The organism is Saccharospirillum alexandrii (assembly GCF_043641555.1).
GTDB classification, from domain to species: domain Bacteria; phylum Pseudomonadota; class Gammaproteobacteria; order Pseudomonadales; family Natronospirillaceae; genus Saccharospirillum; species Saccharospirillum alexandrii_A.
Genome location: NZ_JBHZRJ010000003.1, coordinates 323,878 through 341,107 on the forward strand (window position 1 = coordinate 323,878; position 17,230 = coordinate 341,107).

The following is a 17,230-nucleotide window of genomic DNA, read 5'->3' on the forward strand; positions in this document are numbered from 1 at the left end:
TTGTGTTTGAAACCTACGAACTCATCGTCATGGCCATGCTGGGCAGTTTTATTCTGCTTATTTTTACCGGTTTTCCGGTGGCGTGGGTCCTGGCGGGCGTATCCGTCTTTTTCAGTATTGGCGCGGTGCTGGCCTATAACTATCTGGATGCAGATACCTACTTTTTAACCGACTGGAATATATTCGGCATCGTTGTTCAGCGAATTTATGATCAGATGACCAAGTGGATCATGGTTGCCTTGCCCATGTTTATATTTATGGGGCTGATGTTAGAACGCTCCGGCGTTGCCGAGCGGCTGATGGTCAATTTCGTTAATCTGTTCGGGCGCTTTAACGGTGGTCTGGGCGTTGCGGTCATTCTGATTGGTATCCTGCTGGCGGCGTCCACCGGTATTGTCGGCGCCTCGGTGGTTTTGCTGGCGATGTTGTCGCTACCGGTGATGCTGGATCAGAAATATTCGCCGGCTTTTGCCAGTGGTATTGTCGCCTCGTCGGGTACGCTCGGTATTATGATTCCGCCGAGCATCATGCTGATTATCATGGCCGATCAATTGTCGCTCTCAGTCGGTGATCTGTTTATGGGGGCGCTGATTCCGGGTGTTATGCTAGGCATGTTGTACATTGCCTTTGTTGTGATCGCGGCCTGGCTCAAACCGTCGCTGGCGCCGCCAAAGGCCGACCTGCCACCCATTACCCGGGCGGTCGTCATTGAAACGCTGCGCTCGGTGTTGCCGCCGCTGTCGCTGATTCTGGCGGTGTTGGGCTCCATTTTTTTTGGCATCGCCACACCGACAGAAGCCTCCGGTGTCGGCGCCCTGGGAGCGACCATTCTGGCGGCCATGAACGGACGCCTGAGCTGGGATGTGCTGCGCGATGTATCGCGTAAAACAACCATCACTACAGCCTTTGTGTTCGGTATCTTTCTGGGTGCAACGGCCTTTGCTGTAGTGCTTCGGTCGCTCGGTGGTGATGAATTCATTGCCGGCCTGTTAACCGGTATTCCGCTGTCGCCGGGTGGCATTATTCTGGTGATTCTGTTCATCGCCTTTCTGGCCGGTTTTTTCCTGGACTGGCTGGAAATCAGTTTGATTTTGCTGCCGCTGGTCGGGCCGGTGGTGGTGCAGCTGGGGTTTGATTTAACCTGGTTTGTGGTGTTGTTTGCGCTGACGTTGCAAACGTCCTTCCTGACGCCACCGGTCGGGTTCTCACTCTTCTATTTGAAAGGCGTAGCGCCGCCGGAGATTAAAACAACGGATATCTACAAGGGCGTTATGCCGTTTATTGCATTGCAGGTGTTGGCGGTGACACTGGTCTTTTTCTGGGAGCCGCTGGTGTTGTGGTTGCCCGAAGTGCGCTACGGCTAGAGAAGCGTTTGCGGCCATTCAGGGGCTGATGATTCAGCCCCTTTCTTACGAGCCTCTGAACAACGCTTCAAGGGGTGTTGCTGAGGGACTGCGTGGGGTTCAGGTGACCGCGTGCCGCTCATGGTACTTGGGCTGATCCCAGGTGCGGTTGTCCATAATGTCTTTCAGACAGTCGACGCTGTCCCATACATCGGTAAAACGCACATAGAGTGGCGCAAAACCGAAGCGCAGGATATCCGGCGCTCTAAAGTCTCCGATCACTCCGCGATCAATCAGCGCCTGCATAATGGCGTAACCTTCCGGGTGCGCGAAGGCTACCTGGCTGCCACGCTCGTTGGCATTGCGCGGCGAGACCAGTTCGAAGCCCGCATCGGGCAGCCGGGTTTCGACCAGCTCGATGAACAACTGTGTCAGTGCGACCGATTTGGCGCGCAATTCAGCCATGTTGGTGTCGGCAAAGGTATCCAGGCCAACGCTGAGCAATTGCGTGGCCACCACCGAAGGCGTACCGGTCAGAGCGCGGCGGATGTCACCGGCCGGAGCAAAGTCGTCACGCATGGCAAACGGAGCTTCATGGCCGAACCAGCCACTGAGCGGCTGTTCAAAAGCCGCCAGATGGCGCTCTGCAACGAAGATGTACCCCGGGGCGCCAGGGCCGCCGTTCAGGTATTTATAGCCACAACCGATGGCGAAATCGGCATTGACGCCATTGAGGTCTACCTCAACCGCGCCGCCACTGTGGCTCAGGTCCCAGACCACCAGGGCACCCTGCTCGTGGGCACGTTGGGTAATGGCCGCCATGTCATGCAGCTTGCCGGTTTTGTAGTGAACGTGGGTCAATACAACCACTGCCACATCGGTGTCGATACGCTCAAGCAGTGAATCGGCCGGCTGGGTTTCCAGAACCGGGCCACCGGTCATGAATTGGCTGAGGCCTTGCAGCATGTACAGATCGGTGGGGAAGTTGCCAGGCTCAGAGAGGATGACCCGCCGTGACGGGTCTGTCGCCAGTTGCTGTTTCAGTGCCGCAGCGGCGACCTTGAACAGGTTGACTGAGGTGGAGTCGGTGACCACTACTTCTTCCGGTTTGGCACCGATCAGCGCAGCGATCTGGCCGCCGACCTGGCGTGGCAGATCAATCCAGCCAGCCTGGTTCCAGCTGCGAATCAGGCCCTGGCCCCATTCCTGTTCGATCACCTGGCGCGCGCGTTCCGAAGCGGCTTTGGGGCGGGCACCCAGAGAGTTGCCGTCGAGATACAGAACATCGTCGGGAATCTCGAACTGGTCGCGCAGAGGGGCGAGGGGGTCTTGTGTATCCAGGGACAGGCAATGACTACGATCTAACGACATCAGGCAGGGCTCCGTTGTTTTGCGGTTACCCTACTGTTTTGTTATCCGTAGTGGAAGATTCACCTGAGCAAAAGCACCGTTTCAGAGCGTTGATCAGGCGTTACGGAGGCTGGCGCGGCGAACGCCCCAGCCTCCGCTGGCGGGGTTACAGACGCACGCGCATAACGACTTTAACGCTGTCGTTCAGGGCCTCTGAATCTGCATAGCCGATAGCCGAGGGGTCGGATGCGACGGCATTGATTACCGCTGTTGAACTGGTCAGTTCCTGCGGTGGTTGCTGACCGGTGGTGAACAACGCCTTGGACCAGTGGCGCCGGTATTTCACCGGTGTCTGGTCAATGGCCGTGTTCAAAAAGGTCTCGCGAATGGCGTCACCTGCTGGCAGATCGAGCGGTTCGGCACGAACACCGGTGCTGAACTGGCGCGTGTTGCCGAGGTACAGGTTTTTCAAAAAACTCTGGTCGATCACCGCTGTGTTGCTGGGGTGAACCACGATCACGAGATCAGCCAGTGCGGCTGCAGACATCATCAGGGTTGTCAGCATCAGGCCGGCGAGGGTTCGTAGTGCAAAGTGCTTCATAAGTCAGTATCCAGCCTTAAAATACAACGTCGATGGCGAAGGAGAGCAGGTCAGCATCACCGACTGCACGTTGGGAGTCCGGGTTGGTGTCTTCCCGGCGGGTGTATTCCACTTTCAGGGCGGCGGCGATGTCGAAATCCCAGCGCATGCCCAGAGTGGCAGACTGATATTCTCTGGGGTTCTGGTTGTACCCCGGGTCGATGGAGTTGGTTTCTTCCTCGTACCGGGCGAAGGTGGCATGGGGCGTTAAGGTTCCGACGCGATAACCCAGCGAGACGTAGCTGTTGTAGCGGTTATTGATCAGGTCAGTGTCGTTCAGCGTGCTGGTGTATTCAGCGATGCTGAACAGCGTGCCGTTGTCGTACATGGCCGCACCGGATATAAAGGTGATGGGGAAGTCAAACGCCGGGCTGGCACCGCGTGTCAGGGTGGCGTTGTCGGCCGTGTTGTAGGAGCCACGGAATGACAAATTGTTGATCGCCAGGTCCAGTGAACCACCCGCCAGGGTGTTGAAATCTACCTCTGACCCGGATTCCGGATCGGTGCCCTGAGTTGAGCCAGCATAAGCCGATGCTTTTGCCGAAAAATCACCGATATAGAAGTTGTAGTCGGCGCTGATGCCTTCCAGGGTCGTCACAAAAATATTGTAGGTCTCAACCGGTGGACGAACCCACTGATAGCCATAGCCTAGCTCCAGGAAGTTGGAGTAATAGAACAGCGGCATGCGCAGGCGGCCGGCTTTCACATCCAGGCTGTCGGTTGCTTCATAGGTCAGGTAGGCCCACTCGAACTGGGTGTTGAAGTCTTCACCGCCGCGGCCAACCATTTGCGCGGTGGCGGTCATGCGGTCGTTGACTTCAGCAATGGCCTGAATGGCCACCAGGCTGTCGGTCGCGAAGTTGAGGTCGTTGTCGTAGGCGGCAAGGTTGACCGGGTCGATGACCAGGGTCTGGTCATCGCCGAGGGTCATGCCGCCTGCAATGGACATAAAGCCGTTCAGTCGCATGTCAAAGGCAGAGGCGCCCAGGGGCATTGCCAGGGCGCCAATCAGGGCCCAGAGGGTTGGTTTCATAGGGTTCTCCAGCAGTGGTAAATGGGCGCGGCCCGTGTTGGGCCGGGCCAAAGGTCAGTTAATGGCGAATTCGTGTTGAATGGTCAGATCGGTTTCCGGCAGATCCAGTTCCGGCGGAATGGATTCGAACGGAGAGGCCCGGCTGATGGCATCTTCGAGGGCTTTGTTCAGAACGGCATGGCGGGAACGTTCGGTAAACTCCATGCGTCCCACCTGGCCATCGGCGGTGATGTTCAGGCGCATCGCAACCAGGCCCTCCTGGCCCAGGTTTTCGGCCCAGTAGGGGTATTCAACCTGGCTCAGGATCTGTTCTTGCAACCGGGTCTGGTAGGCAATAAGCCGGTTCTGCCGATCTTCTTCAGACAACGCACCCAGCAGTTCCCGGTAATCTTCGGGTGGCACTGGCCGAGGTGGCAGGGCGGCCTGGGGCTGGTTCAGCTGAAAGTGGTAATCGAGGGTGGCGCGAAAGCGGTCGCTGTCGCCATTGCCTTCATAGGCGTCCGGCACCGGTGGAAAGGGAGCGGCGTTCTCAATGGCGGTGCGAAACGCCTGGCCAAGCAGACCGGCATCGGCAGGGCGGATCGAGGCAATTTCGACCAGCTCACCGCCCCGGGTGATGACGACTTCAGCCTGAACCCGACCCTCCTGGGATAGCTGCTGTGCCCAGTCCGGGTAGCTAACCCGAGGGTAAATGGTACGCAACAATTCCCATCGATACTGATCCTGGTGATACTCCGCAACCTGCTGTTGCAAGCGAGCCTGACGCTCGGCCTCTGCCTCGGCTTCAGCCGCCGCTTGTGCTCGGGCCAGTTCTTCGGCCCTGCGCTCGGCATCAGCCTGGGCTCTGGCTTGTTCCAGCGCCTGCGCTTCCGCACTGGCCCGCGCTCTGGCGCGTGCCAGTTCCGCCGCTTCAGCCTCGGCCAGAGCGCGTGCTTCTGCCAGTTGCCGGGCCTGTTCGCGGGCATCGGCCAACCGTGCTGCATCGCGCTGGCGTTGTGCCTCCTGTTCGGCCTGAGCGGCCCGTTCAGCTTCTCGCTCGGCGGCTTCGGCAGCACGTTGTTCAGCCTGGCGGCGCGCCACTACCGATTCACCGCTGAATGATGCAAGCAATTGCCGGCGGTTGGCCGCATAAGTCAGGTCATTGTTCTCGTTTACCCATTGCGCATGAGTGCGATGGTCTGAAAAGGCGCCGCCGGCTAACATGGCTTCCTGAAACCGTAACGAGGTGGGAATCTCGCCAAGCCAGGCATTCGCCAGGGTGCGAAACAGCACCTCATCGCCTGATTGGAGCCAAACAGCATCGTTCAGTGTAATGCGGGTTCCCTGGTCAGGTGTATAGTCGACCACGATGGTATCGCCCCGGGTAAAGTCGTCGCTCGGCGTTTCGGTAAAGGCGGTGATCAGGTCAATAACCTCCGGATTCGCCCGCAAGTTATTGTTGATCGCGATGTCCTGTTTCCACATCTGATTGAACTGACGGGGCGACCATTTATCGGCGCTGACCTTGATCACCATGCGTTTGGCACCGCTATCGGCCGCAAACTGACGGGTCGATGTGATCGGTTGTTCAGCGTAGAAGCTGGCTAGATAGAAGGTCTTACTTAGGTATTGATAGGGAGCCAGGCCATTTAACATCAATTCGTTGGCCAGGGTTTGGCTGCTGCATGCCAGACTGAGCACGGCAGCGACCAGAATACGGTACCACATAGGATTTTCCTGTTTTACACCGGTTATCAGGCGCGTCCCGGTTCTGTCGGATAGTGATAATAGCCGGACAGTCCGATGAATTTTTACGGTTTTTTTTACGATCACCTGAGCGGGTTCGGATAGTAAAGCAGCGAGATTTAAAGGCGACTGTTTGTGTGTTTTTTGTCCGCACACTGTCATTTATGGCAAAAATGTTACTGAATCCCTGGCTGAACCCTCGAGTTTTTCAATAATGCCGACCGTCAGGTCAGTGTGTCGGCAGTGCGAACCGTCAGTGGGGCGTTCAGGTTAGTGCGTGTCGCAAGTTCGTGAACGCCCCGGCTGGTGTGCTACTGATTCAGGGTATCGAACACATTGGCCGACAGGCTCTTGTCGGACCCGTTGCGCACCAGTCGCAGGGTGTCCCAATGCCACCAGCTCCAGTACTGGTCAATGGCAAAGTCGACGCCCAGTCCACCGACCGTGAAGTTGTTGATCACGGGCGCGTAATCGCCCGAGGTGGCCGAACCGATCACTTCAAAGTGATCGGTGCTGTCGCCCATCAGAACCGGGAAGTTGTTATAGCGCAGGCCGGTAGGTGACTTCGCCACCGCATCCAGTTCGCCGTTGGTCTTGATACTCGCTGAGCAGGATTCCAGGTTCTCCTGACGGACGGAACCACAGGCGCTGTGCAATGGCACAACGCTGTCGTCATACCCCAGAATGAAGGGTTTGCTGGCACGCAGGAAGGCATCGCCACTGCCGACAAAACGGAGCCTGGGTACCGCATTGTTCTGGGTTGCCAGAGAGCGGGCTGCCGCCGGTTGTAAATCACGCACGACCCCCAGTTCGTTTGGACCGACATTGGTGCCCAGAAACCAGTTCACGACCGAGGTGGCGGCGCCGGTGAAGATGTTATCGCTGTCGATCACCGAGACGGCCAGGTCGGCCAGTTCAGTCCCGCCACCGGCACCGGCCATGTCCAGAGACACCAGGAAATTGACCCGGCTGGATGGATAACCCCATTCCCACAACCAGCCATTGAGATTGCGTAGCATCTGTCTTGCGACCAGATCGCCCGTCGAATGTGTGAGCAGCACACAGCCGGACTGGCAGGTGCCATTGTCGGCCAGAGTTTTTACCTGCCGCTTGATCTGATCGCTGATGCCCTGGCTGATGCGTTCACTGGCGGACCAGTACAGCACGACTTCGGAGCGTTGCAGCCAGTATTTCTGCCAGTAATCGATGGCTTCAGCCTGCAGACTGGCATCTGTCGGCTGGGTGCCCAGTTGCTGGTACTGGAAACCGTGTATCAGCACAACCGGTTTGCCGTTAAGGCTTGCCTGGGCCTGCCAGCTCAGCAACGCAAAGCCGAGCAGAAGTAGAAGGCGCGTGGTGGCGCGGGTGATGGGTCGTATCATAGTGAACCTACCTTATTGTTGTTGTGGTGTTGCGGCGCAGTACGACGGGCTCTGCGCCCAGACTTTTTGCCCGACACTCGTTATTGCCAGGTCAGTACGTCCCTGTAGGTCCTGTACCGGAGCGGAGAACGTGATCCGCCGATTACAGGTTGTTGCTCAGTTCATCGAGAAATTCCTGGCGTTGCTGTGCCAGCGGGTCGCTCCAGGTGCTGTCGGCATAGCCTTCCAGATCAAAGGCCGGAATCGGAAATTCATCCTGAGGTGCCTGGCCTTGTAAGTCGGGTATGCCATTGCCGCCCATGCGGGTCAGGTGCACGTCACGCAGTACATAGGGGCCTGGCGCCTCTAGGTCGATCAAGGCAGGGCCCGAGGCACGCAACCTGAGGCCCGGTTCAGTGGCCGTTAGCGGGCCTTCGGTTTCCAGGTGCAGCAGCGGGTCGCCGCCGCTGCTGTAGAGGTTGGCCTGCACGAAATAGTAGCCACTGCGGTCGTAATCCAGTGACAGCGGCAGCACCAGAAACTCGCCGTCGATGTGCGGGTCGGTAATGCCGGTTAGCGTTACAACCGGGGCTTCGTAAGTGAAGGGCGCCGCAACCGATAACCGTTGCTGGCCCACACTGGCTTGCAGCCGCCATTGCAGCTCCCGCGGCCAGGCACTGGCGTGGTCGCTGAGATCGACCGTCAGGTTGTGACGAATGGATGAATCCGCGGGCAACGACAGCGATTGGCGATGCAGTACGGTACCGGCATGGTCGGTTACGCTGAGGGAGACGTCTCCTACCAGGCTGTTATCGCTGGTTGTCAGCGACAAGGTGAGTCGCTGTTCGTCGCCGATAAAATAGTGGTAGCGGTCCAGCGTCAGTCTGGCATCAAAGGTGGCGCCGTTGGCCAGCGGAAAGGGAATGCTGACCTGCTGCGGCTGATTAAACCGATAGCGCAGTGCGTCCAGTTCAGAGCCTATGGGCTGTGAAAATGGCGGATACCGGTTCTGTTCCCGGTAGACATCGGCGACCTGGGTCAGCGACTGGCGCAGGTTGGCGGGTAAGCTGACTTCATCGTCCAGAGAGTCTGCACCCGTTTCTGCATCGGGTATTTCCCTGGGAGGCATCAGCCGGGGCGCGGCTGGTAATTGCGCAACACCGGTCTGGGTTGTGTTATTCGCAGCGCCGGACGCCGTTTCAGCACCGGACACAGGCGTATGGGTTTCCGGCGCAGGATTGGTCGATGCCCGGGAAACCTTTGTATGTGCTGGATCCGACACGGGTTTCAGCGCCGCCAGGCCACTCACAGTAGCCAGGGTGACCAGTGCCAGCCCGGCCAGTACCCATCGTTGTTTCATCTGTTCGCCTTTTTTGTTTTTATTAGGCTGTTTTACTGCGTGCTTCAAAGTAGGAGGTGCCGGGCAGGGGGTCTAGTATCGGAGGATGATTTACCAACTTTGAGTAAAATGATTCACGATTGCCTCTTTACTGATGGCATTGGTGAGGTAGCATCAATAGTCATCCCGATAATGCACATCTCACGCTTCGCCTTTTAAGCCAAGGAAATGACTTTGCCTAAGCCACTGTTCTCTCTGTTGTTCTTGCTGGCGCTCTCGGGGCCCGTTTTAGCGGCCTCCCTGACTACCCCGGATGGCGGTGACTATGAAGGTGATGTGAAAAATGGCCTGTTGCACGGCGATGGCCGCATTGACTGGCCCGATGGCACTTATTACATCGGAAGCTTCCGTAACGGCTTGAAGCACGGAGAAGGTACGGAATCCCTGCCGGATGGCCGGATATACCGGGGAGCGTATCGAAACGGGCAGTGGGTGAGCGGAGTGTTGCACTTCCCCAATGGCCAGTCCTATGAGGGTGAATTCGAGCGGCAACGCTTTGATGGCAAAGGCAAGCTCACCTTTGGTAACCGGGCCGTATACGAGGGCGATTTTCAGGCCGGAAAGATGGAAGGAGAAGGGCAGATGACCGCGGCGGATGGCACTGTCTATGAGGGCGCCTTCAGTGACGATCGTTTGACGCAGGGGACGCTTACTTCGAGGGACGGCTCGGTCTATGACGGTGAATTAAGGAACTGGCGCCCGCACGGGGAAGGTCGCCTGGTACAGGCAGATGGCGAGGTACTTGAAGGCCAGTTCGCCTATGGCGAGCACATTAACGACAGTGGCCTGTCCCGTTTCCAAGAAGAACAGGCCGGCCAGCAGGCGCGACTGGAGCGGGCACTCTATTCCCAGCGCACCCTGGTCGATGCCCAGCTGAAACGCCTGCGCGACCAAACCCCGGGCGAGCGCGAAGTCTTCACCGTGCTCGCTGCCCTTAGTAACGCTGAAACCGTTTTTCGGACCGAAATTGAAACCATTGATGCTCAACTCACGGCCATGCCCCCCTTCGAAGGGCGTCTGGTCACCCTTGCCAATGAACTGCACGATCGCGACAACCACCCGCTTGCCACCGAGACCAGCCTGACTCACATCCTTCGCACTCTCGGTAAACGGCTTGGAGAAGAAGACCTGATCTTCGTCTACCTCACCTCTCACGGCAGCCCCGATCACGAACTCTCGATCGATTTCAACAGTGACCAGTCTTTGCCCGATATAGACCCAACGGAACTGGCTGAGATCCTCAATGAAGCCCCACAACAGAAAGTAGTGGTGATCTCCGCCTGCTATTCCGGTGGTTTTATTCCCGAACTCAGCGATGAAAATACGCTCGTCATCACCGCTGCCGCCGCCGACAAACCGTCCTTCGGCTGTTCCAACGAAGAGACCATGACTTACTTTGGCCGTGCTTTCTTTGAAACGGCTTTCTCACTGGAAAAGCCGCTGGATGATGTCTTCGAAGATGCCAAGGCCGCGGTCACCGAGCGTGAGCTCGCCCAGCAATATGACCCTTCCAACCCGCAGATCTGGGAGTCTGAATCGGTTATTCAGGCTTGGGATGAATGGCGTACTCAGGTTAATTGAGATTGGGTCGAGTTTTCAGGATGCTTTACGGTTCTGAGAAAAAAGGATTCACCTTTGCCTCTTTACTGGCGGCAATGGTGAGGTAGCATCGACTGTCATTTAATCAACGCAAGTTCCGTCGTTCGGGTTGCCTGAGAGGTGTTGGCACACCCGGTAGCCGCCGCCAGTCTCCCAGGCGATCGCCGGGACTTGAGTTATCCATTACATTGGTAAGAGGGTGAAGAGCATGCACATTAACCAGCGTTTCGATGGCGGTAATATTATTTGTCTGGATGCCTCCGACCCCGGTGCGGTGGAGTTGCAGATTCGCTCCGATGTCGGGGATGAGCACAAACAATGGTTTTATTTTCAGGTGCTGGATGCTCGCGATCAGGCGTGCCGGTTCGACATTACCAATGCCGGGCAGGTGTCTTTCCCCAGGGCCTTCCACGACTATCAGGCCGTGGCGTCCTACGATCGTGAATTCTGGTTTCGGGTGCCAACCCGGTACGACGGTCAGACGCTGACCATCGAGCACAGCCCCGAAACCGACAGCATCTACTATGCCTATTTTGCGCCCTACAGCTTTGAGCGGCATCAGCAGTTGATTGCCGCGACGCTGGCATCGCCGCTGGTGCAGGCCAATACCCTGTGCATTACTCCGGATGGCCATCCGCTGACTCGCCTGACCATTGGCGAACCGTCCTCCGACAAGAAAGTCTGCTGGGTCATTGGACGCCAGCACCCCGGTGAAACCATGGCGGAATGGTGGATGGAGGGCTTTCTGGAGCGCCTGCTGGATGAACAGGATAGCCTGAGCCGTCAGTTACTGGAGCATTGCGTGTTCCATGTGGTACCCAATATGAACCCCGATGGCAGTGTGCGCGGGCATCTGCGCTGTAACGCACATGGTCGTAACCTGAACCGTGAATGGCTGGAGCCGAGTGAAGAGTTTTCACCGGAAGTCTATTTCGTCCGCGAAGCCATGGCTAAAACCGGTGTGGATTTTTGTCTGGATGTTCACGGTGATGAAGAATTGCCCTACAACTTTATTGCCGGGGCCGAGGGCATACCGGCCTGGAACAAGCACATGGCCTTGCAGCTCAGCACCTTCAAGTCAGTGTTGCAGACGGCTTGCCCGGATTTTCAGACTGATGTTGGTTATCCGGTAGCGGAACCGGGCAAGGCAAACCTGACGCTGTGCACCGCTCATGTGGCCGAGCACCACAAATGCCTTGCGATGACGCTGGAAATGCCGTTCAAGGACACCACCGCCACACCCATGCCCTCTACCGGTTGGTCGCCGGACCGTTGCCAGCGACTGGGTGCAGCCAATATCGATGCGATTTGGCAGGTGTTGCCGTTATTGTGATGTGAGCTGCGAACTTAGCCGCAAACAAAACATGTTGAGTTGGGTTTCAATTAACTGTTAAAGCGACTTCTAACACCATGAACACCTATCGAGCCAAAGATTTCACTGCAGAGAAAGCCTGGGGCGCTCAGGATATTGCCCTGATGAACGGAATTTCAACGCGCTTGCACTGGACTGATCAGCCCTATAAGTGGCACATCAACGACGGGCAGGAAGTTTTTGCAGTGCTGGATGGCCGGGTTGAGATGTTGTATCGCGAAGCCGGCGTTGAGCACTCCGTTGTTCTGGAAACCGGTGATGTGTTTTACGCGTCGGTTGGCACCGAGCACGTCGCCCATCCAATGGGTGAAGCCCGGATACTGGTGGTCGAACAGGCCGGCAGTGTCTGACACACCATTCTCATGATCAGGCAGGTAACGCTATGACAACGACAAACGCCATCGCACTGGTAACCGGCGCTGGCCGGGGCATCGGCGCGGCGACTGCCCGGTTATTGGCAAAAGAAGGGTATTTTGTGTGCATCAACTACCGGTCCGATGCCGCATCGGCCCGGGCGTTGGCGATGAGCATTGGCGAAACGGGCGGAAAGTGCCAGGTTATCCAGGCTGATGTATCGCAGGAAGCCGAGGTGGTGAGGTTGTTCCAGGTGATCGACCAGTTGCCCGGAACACTCCGCGTTCTGGTCAACAACGCTGGCCTATTGAAGACCCAGATGCGCCTGGAAGACATGACCGCCGAGCGCATCAACCAGGTTCTGGCGACGAATGTGACCGGGCCTTTTATTTGTTGCCGTGAAGCCGTAAAACGCATGTCCACACGCTATGGCGGGCCCGGTGGCACCATTGTTAACGTTTCTTCGGCGGCGGCGAGAACCGGTTCACCCAATGAATATGTCGATTACGCAGCCTCCAAAGGCGCGCTGGATACGATGACCCGGGGGTTGTCACTGGAGGTGGCCGCCGAGGGTATAAGGGTGAACGCGGTCCGGCCCGGGCTTATTCACACCGACATTCATGCCGATGGCGGCGAACCGGGCCGGGTGGCGCGATTGAGCGAGCTCATACCGTTGCAGCGGGGTGGCCAGCCGGAAGAGATTGCCGAGGCGATTTCGTGGCTGGTGTCGGATCGGTCGTCATACTGCACCGGCAGTCTGATTGATCTGGCCGGTGGGTTGTGAGGCAACACCAGTGAACGACATTGATTGCCCGGACCGGAGCCGATAATCTCTGGTGCCGGCAAGTTATATTTCTTTGCGTGAGAGAGGTTCCCCCATGTCTACCCAATCCACAGCGTTATCGCCTTTTCATCTGGCTTTTCCGGTTCACGACCTGGGCGCCGCCCGGCAGTTTTATGGCGAGGTTCTGGGCTGTGCCGAAGGGCGCAGTTCCGACCACTGGATCGACTTCGACTTCTTCGGGCATCAAATTGTCGCTCATCTGTCCGAGAAGGCTGAAGCAGCAAAACCCATCTCCAATGCGGTTGACGGGCATGAGGTGCCGGTGCCCCATTTCGGTGTCGTGCTGTCGATGGACGAATGGCAGTCCATGGCTGACCGGCTGACGGCCATGAACTTTGAATTCGTGATCGAGCCCTACATTCGCTTCAAAGGCGAGCCAGGAGAGCAGGGCACGTTGTTTTTCCGCGACCCCAGTGGCAATGCCATTGAAATGAAGGGGTTTGTCGATCGCAGCAGTTTATTTGCGCGTTGATGGCAGTGGTTCTCAAACGGCTGACTCATGATCTGTATGAGTCGGCCACCTCCTTGTTAGTAGCCCCAGAGCAACTGAAGTTTACCGGCACCGTCGCAGACGCACTGGCTGGGATTGATGAGGCGTGTCACCCGCATGGCATCTGGCTCGACAGGTCAATGGTCGGTTTCTTTATCGTCGATACTCAATTTGATCACGAGTTCGATTTTTGCGAGGCGGGGTCATTGGGCATCCGAACCTTTTTGATCGATGGCCAGCGACAAGGCCAGGGCCTGGGCAAAACAGCCGTAAAGGCGCTGAGGCCTTATCTGACAGGGGCTTACCCTGCATCGGCCATGATCTGGCTAACGGTCAATTGCAAGAACCTGGCCGCCTACCGGTGCTATGAACAGGGTGGTTTTACAGACACCGGTGACCTGTATCTGGGCGGTGCGGCAGGGCCTCAGCATGTGATGCGCCAGGCACTGACCCACTGAGAATTCAGGCAAAAAAAAGACGGGCAAGGCCCGTCTTTTTTGATGAAGCGACGCGCTTAGCGCAGTGTTTTCATGGCGGCAGTCCAGGAAACCAGTTGATCCAGCATGGCGGTCAGGCTTTCCTGATGCATGTCGGCTGGTTTGAACTCGTTGAAGTTTTCAAAATCAGTGAACAGCGACAATTGAACCTGGTTGCGCACGTGGGCCAGTTGCAGTTCTGATGCGATCTGGCGCAGGTGTTCAACGGCACGCACACCGCCAGCGGAACCGTAACCGACAAAACCGGCGGCTTTGTTGTTCCATTCGACACTGATGTAATCCAGCGCGTTCTTCAGCGCACCGGAAATGCTGTGGTTGTATTCCGGTGTCACGAAGATGTAGCCATCGTACTGGGCAATGGTCTGTGACCACTTTTTAGTGTGCTCGTTGGCGTATTGCTGGAACCCAGCGGGCATGGCTTCGTCCAGAATCGGCAGGTTGAAGTCGGCAATATCGACCAGCTCGAATTGAGCGTCATCGCGTTTTTGGGCGTTTTCGAGAACCCACTTTGCCACGGCAATGTTGTTACGGCCCGGGCGGGTTGTACCTGTTACGACAGCAATCTTGTTCATAGTAAGCTCCTCTGGGGTGACCGAATGGGCACCCGAATTCTGTATCACTCCCACAGTATGAAGACTACCCAGCGGCAATCAATGGGGCTATTATTGACAGATCGTTTCTTAATAGGAAACCAAGGATTATGGATACGTTGCTGAGCATGAAGGTGCTGGTGGCCGTGGTTGATCACGCCAGTTTTGTTCAGGCGGCCGAGCATCTGGGCTTGTCCAAGGCGATGGTCAGCAAGCACGTCATGCACCTGGAAAGCCGGCTGGGCGCCCGTTTGCTGAACCGGAACAGTCGTCACCTGAGTGTGACGGAATCTGGCCGGGTCTATCTGGAGCGGTGTCGGGCCATGCTTGAAGAGCTCGATGAAGTTGAAGCCACGGTCAGTCGTGCGACGGTAACACCGCGCGGCACCATTCGCTTTACCGCCCCCATGTGGCTGGCAACAGACTACTTCACCCGGTTGCTGCGGGAATTTCGTGAGCATTACCCGGAAGTTACCTTCGATATCGACATCAGCGGTCGTTTTGTCGATATCGTTGAGGAGGGGTTCGACCTGGCACTTCGGGCCAGCCGCACGCTGCACCCCAACCTGATTGCCCGCCCGCTGATGACGATCCCATTCTACATTGTCGCCTCGCCAGGCTACCTGGAGCGCCACGGTACGCCCGAGCAGGGCAGCGATCTGGAGCGGCACAGCATGCTGGCGTATTCGCTGATTCGCGGCAACGAATTTACCCTGACCGGGCCGGAAGGGGAGGTGAAAATCAAATTCAACGCTGTGTTGCAGTCAAATAATGAGTCGTTGTTATTGTCGGCGGCGATCAATGATATGGGCATCGGTATCTTGCCCGGCGGCCTGGTTGAGCGGGAGTTGGGGCAGGGTAATCTGACCCAGATACTGCCCGGCTACACACCGCTTAACAGCCAACTGTATGCGGTTTATACCAGCCGGCGTTATCTGTCTGCTAAAGTGCGAACATTCATCGATTTTTTGTCGGATCGGATGGCGTGTCCGGAGCATCTCTGAGCGTCAGGGCCGGCGGTCGTCTCAAACGGATCTCTCATGTCTGAACCTGCAGCGCCAAAATCAACGGACCTTTCGCCACCTAAGCCCGAACAGGCGCAACGGGTTCGCTACAGCCTGAAGGTGTCGATGAAAGACAGTGTGGCGTCTTCGGTGATGACCGGGACGGTGGATCAGTTCCTCAACGCCTTTGCGATATTTCTGCGGGCAAGCAGTGTGCAAATTGGTTGGTTGACCGGCATACCGCAGCTACTGGGCGGCCTGTTTCAGATACTGTCGGTCTGGCTTGGCGGCTATTGGCCACGTCGCAGCCTGATCGTGTTGGGCGCTGCCGTACAGACCCTGTCGCTGGTGGGGCTGTGTGCTCTGGCGCTGCCGTTCCCCTGGCCCGAGGGCGCCCGGGTGCCGCTGTTGATTGGCTGTGCCATTGTCTATCACGGTGCTTCCAACCTGGCGCAACCGCAATGGAAAGCCCTGATGGGCAACCTGGTTCCTCCCCGGTTGCGCGGGCGCTATTTCGGCGTTCGTTCCCGGCTGGCCATGGCAACATCTTTCTTCGCCTTTCTGGCGGGTGGCCTGTTGCTGAATGGGTCGGCCTCGCTGGGTGTTGAATCACTGGGCTTTGCTGCACTGTTTCTCATTGCCGTATTCGGCCGCGGTATGTCCACCCGATACTTGCACCGGATGTACGACCCCTACCGGCCAGATCACTCCCGTGGCCGCGGCCTGATGCATACGCTGCGCAGCATGAAACGCGCCTTTGCCGACCAGCGGTTTCGGCGTTTCACGTTGTTTCTGGCCGGCATGCAATGCATGGTGGCCCTGTCGGCACCGTTTTTTGCCGTTTATATGCTGCGCGATCTGCAATTCACCTATCTGCAATTTACGCTGAACACCGCTGCCTCCATTCTGGTTCAGTTTGTGTTGTTGCGGTACTGGGGGCGCATTGCCGACCGCAAGGGTAACCGCTATGTCATGGCTCTGGGTGCCACGGTCATACCGGTGTTGCCGGTACTCTGGCTGTTTTCCGATAACCTGGTGTATCTGATGGGTGTGCAAATGCTGGGGGGCGCGGCCTGGGCCGGGTTTACGCTGGCAACATCGAACTACCTCTATGACCTGAAACCCGACGACAGTGAATTCGCCGGCTATGCCGCCATGCAATCCACCATTGGCGCGGCTGCTGTGTTTGTAGGTGCCATCAGCGGCGGGTATCTGATCAGTTGGGTGCCGGATGCTCTCGTTCTCGGCAACTGGTCGTGGCCAATTGAGCGTCCCATCTGGGTCATATTTGTGATCTCTGCGGTGCTTCGTGCCGTCGTTGCCCTGTGGTACTTGCCCAGGGCGCCTGAGTTGCGGGTGAAGCAACGTGGTCGCGTGCGTGATCTGGTTTTTCGAGTGTCACGCTTCACACCCATTTCCGGTGTCGTTTTCGACGTGGTCAGTGGCAGGCGCAAGAAGCAGCGCCCTCCGCAATAGCGCTCTTGCCAGCCAATCCGGATAAATGGATGGGATACTGCCACTTCCGGTCTGGCATTGGGTGGATTCCTACCCGTCATCCGAAGCAGCTTCGCGTCGCCACGGCCTTGTGGGAGTGGCGCCATTCTTGCAGATGATTCGGGTTGGCGCTAC

Annotated in this window: 16 protein-coding genes; 9 read left to right on the top strand and 7 right to left on the bottom strand. The window is 57.3% G+C overall.

Annotated elements, in window-relative coordinates; translation table 11 throughout:
• The first annotated feature begins 2 nt into the window (after positions 1 to 2).
• Entirely contained in the window at positions 3 to 1,364 is a 1,362-nt protein-coding gene (locus ACHUE7_RS11795) for a TRAP transporter large permease (RefSeq protein WP_348477466.1), read from the top strand.
• 99 nt (positions 1,365 to 1,463) lie between these two features.
• Here the strand turns inward: ACHUE7_RS11795 and kynU are convergent, their stop codons facing one another.
• From kynU to ACHUE7_RS11825, 6 genes are all read right to left on the bottom strand, one after another.
• A complete protein-coding gene (kynU, locus tag ACHUE7_RS11800) occupies positions 1,464 to 2,714 on the bottom strand; it encodes a kynureninase (protein WP_394170139.1) in 1,251 nt (416 codons plus the stop codon).
• A gap of 145 nt (positions 2,715 to 2,859) precedes the next feature.
• Positions 2,860 to 3,294, bottom strand: a complete 435-nt coding sequence (locus tag ACHUE7_RS11805; protein WP_394170140.1) for a type 2 periplasmic-binding domain-containing protein — start codon at positions 3,292 to 3,294, stop codon at positions 2,860 to 2,862.
• Between the two features lie 16 nt (positions 3,295 to 3,310).
• Positions 3,311 to 4,366 carry a hypothetical protein gene (locus ACHUE7_RS11810; protein ID WP_394170141.1) on the bottom strand — a complete coding sequence of 352 codons (1,056 nt, stop codon included), beginning with the start codon at positions 4,364 to 4,366 and terminating at the stop codon, positions 3,311 to 3,313.
• A 54-nt stretch (positions 4,367 to 4,420) separates the two neighbouring features.
• Positions 4,421 to 6,073: a TonB family protein gene (locus tag ACHUE7_RS11815; protein ID WP_394170142.1), complete on the bottom strand. Its 1,653-nt coding sequence runs from the start codon at positions 6,071 to 6,073 to the stop codon at positions 4,421 to 4,423.
• Positions 6,074 to 6,402: 329 nt separating this feature from the next.
• A complete protein-coding gene (locus tag ACHUE7_RS11820) occupies positions 6,403 to 7,473 on the bottom strand; it encodes a hypothetical protein (protein ID WP_394170143.1) in 1,071 nt (356 codons plus the stop codon).
• Positions 7,474 to 7,615: 142 nt separating this feature from the next.
• Positions 7,616 to 8,812 carry a hypothetical protein gene (locus ACHUE7_RS11825; RefSeq protein WP_394170144.1) on the bottom strand — a complete coding sequence of 399 codons (1,197 nt, stop codon included), beginning with the start codon at positions 8,810 to 8,812 and terminating at the stop codon, positions 7,616 to 7,618.
• A 213-nt stretch (positions 8,813 to 9,025) separates the two neighbouring features.
• On the opposite strand from ACHUE7_RS11825, the gene ACHUE7_RS11830 reads away from it, so the two are divergent.
• The 6 genes from ACHUE7_RS11830 to ACHUE7_RS11855 all read left to right on the top strand — a co-directional run bounded on the left by ACHUE7_RS11830 (position 9,026) and on the right by ACHUE7_RS11855 (position 13,968).
• On the top strand, positions 9,026 to 10,432 hold the full coding sequence (locus tag ACHUE7_RS11830) for a C13 family peptidase (protein WP_394170145.1): 1,407 nt from the start codon (positions 9,026 to 9,028) through the stop codon (positions 10,430 to 10,432).
• Positions 10,433 to 10,658: 226 nt separating this feature from the next.
• The gene (locus tag ACHUE7_RS11835) at positions 10,659 to 11,783 is read left to right on the top strand and encodes a M14 family metallopeptidase (protein WP_394170146.1); all 1,125 of its coding nucleotides are present in this window, start codon (positions 10,659 to 10,661) and stop codon (positions 11,781 to 11,783) included.
• Positions 11,784 to 11,860: 77 nt separating this feature from the next.
• Positions 11,861 to 12,172, top strand: coding sequence for a cupin domain-containing protein (locus tag ACHUE7_RS11840; RefSeq protein ID WP_394170147.1), 312 nt, complete (start codon positions 11,861 to 11,863; stop codon positions 12,170 to 12,172).
• Positions 12,173 to 12,204: 32 nt separating this feature from the next.
• Positions 12,205 to 12,960, top strand: coding sequence for an SDR family oxidoreductase (locus ACHUE7_RS11845; RefSeq protein ID WP_394170148.1), 756 nt, complete (start codon positions 12,205 to 12,207; stop codon positions 12,958 to 12,960).
• A gap of 94 nt (positions 12,961 to 13,054) precedes the next feature.
• Positions 13,055 to 13,492 (top strand): VOC family protein, encoded by a 438-nt coding sequence (locus ACHUE7_RS11850; protein ID WP_394170149.1) that lies wholly within the window; start codon positions 13,055 to 13,057, stop codon positions 13,490 to 13,492.
• The gene (locus tag ACHUE7_RS11855; protein WP_394170150.1) at positions 13,492 to 13,968 is read left to right on the top strand and encodes a GNAT family N-acetyltransferase; all 477 of its coding nucleotides are present in this window, start codon (positions 13,492 to 13,494) and stop codon (positions 13,966 to 13,968) included. The genes ACHUE7_RS11850 and ACHUE7_RS11855 overlap by 1 nt, the downstream gene beginning before the upstream one ends.
• Before the next feature lie 56 nt (positions 13,969 to 14,024).
• Here the strand turns inward: ACHUE7_RS11855 and ACHUE7_RS11860 are convergent, their stop codons facing one another.
• Positions 14,025 to 14,579, bottom strand: coding sequence for an NADPH-dependent FMN reductase (locus ACHUE7_RS11860; protein WP_394170151.1), 555 nt, complete (start codon positions 14,577 to 14,579; stop codon positions 14,025 to 14,027).
• Positions 14,580 to 14,707: 128 nt separating this feature from the next.
• On the opposite strand from ACHUE7_RS11860, the gene ACHUE7_RS11865 reads away from it, so the two are divergent.
• A complete protein-coding gene (locus tag ACHUE7_RS11865; protein WP_394170152.1) occupies positions 14,708 to 15,601 on the top strand; it encodes a LysR family transcriptional regulator in 894 nt (297 codons plus the stop codon).
• Between the two features lie 36 nt (positions 15,602 to 15,637).
• Positions 15,638 to 17,077: an MFS transporter gene (locus ACHUE7_RS11870; RefSeq protein ID WP_394170153.1), complete on the top strand. Its 1,440-nt coding sequence runs from the start codon at positions 15,638 to 15,640 to the stop codon at positions 17,075 to 17,077.
• Positions 17,078 to 17,230 lie beyond the last annotated feature (153 nt).

Coding starts and splice junctions, on each gene's coding strand:
- kynU (WP_394170139.1), bottom strand. CDS start 2,714: ATGTCGTTAGATCGTAGTCATTGCCTGTCCCTGGATACACAAGACCCC.
- ACHUE7_RS11805 (WP_394170140.1), bottom strand. CDS start 3,294: ATGAAGCACTTTGCACTACGAACCCTCGCCGGCCTGATGCTGACAACC.
- ACHUE7_RS11810 (WP_394170141.1), bottom strand. CDS start 4,366: ATGAAACCAACCCTCTGGGCCCTGATTGGCGCCCTGGCAATGCCCCTG.
- ACHUE7_RS11815 (WP_394170142.1), bottom strand. CDS start 6,073: ATGTGGTACCGTATTCTGGTCGCTGCCGTGCTCAGTCTGGCATGCAGC.
- ACHUE7_RS11820 (WP_394170143.1), bottom strand. CDS start 7,473: ATGATACGACCCATCACCCGCGCCACCACGCGCCTTCTACTTCTGCTC.
- ACHUE7_RS11825 (WP_394170144.1), bottom strand. CDS start 8,812: ATGAAACAACGATGGGTACTGGCCGGGCTGGCACTGGTCACCCTGGCT.
- ACHUE7_RS11835 (WP_394170146.1), top strand. CDS start 10,659: ATGCACATTAACCAGCGTTTCGATGGCGGTAATATTATTTGTCTGGAT.
- ACHUE7_RS11840 (WP_394170147.1), top strand. CDS start 11,861: ATGAACACCTATCGAGCCAAAGATTTCACTGCAGAGAAAGCCTGGGGC.
- ACHUE7_RS11845 (WP_394170148.1), top strand. CDS start 12,205: ATGACAACGACAAACGCCATCGCACTGGTAACCGGCGCTGGCCGGGGC.
- ACHUE7_RS11850 (WP_394170149.1), top strand. CDS start 13,055: ATGTCTACCCAATCCACAGCGTTATCGCCTTTTCATCTGGCTTTTCCG.
- ACHUE7_RS11855 (WP_394170150.1), top strand. CDS start 13,492: ATGGCAGTGGTTCTCAAACGGCTGACTCATGATCTGTATGAGTCGGCC.
- ACHUE7_RS11860 (WP_394170151.1), bottom strand. CDS start 14,579: ATGAACAAGATTGCTGTCGTAACAGGTACAACCCGCCCGGGCCGTAAC.
- ACHUE7_RS11865 (WP_394170152.1), top strand. CDS start 14,708: ATGGATACGTTGCTGAGCATGAAGGTGCTGGTGGCCGTGGTTGATCAC.
- ACHUE7_RS11870 (WP_394170153.1), top strand. CDS start 15,638: ATGTCTGAACCTGCAGCGCCAAAATCAACGGACCTTTCGCCACCTAAG.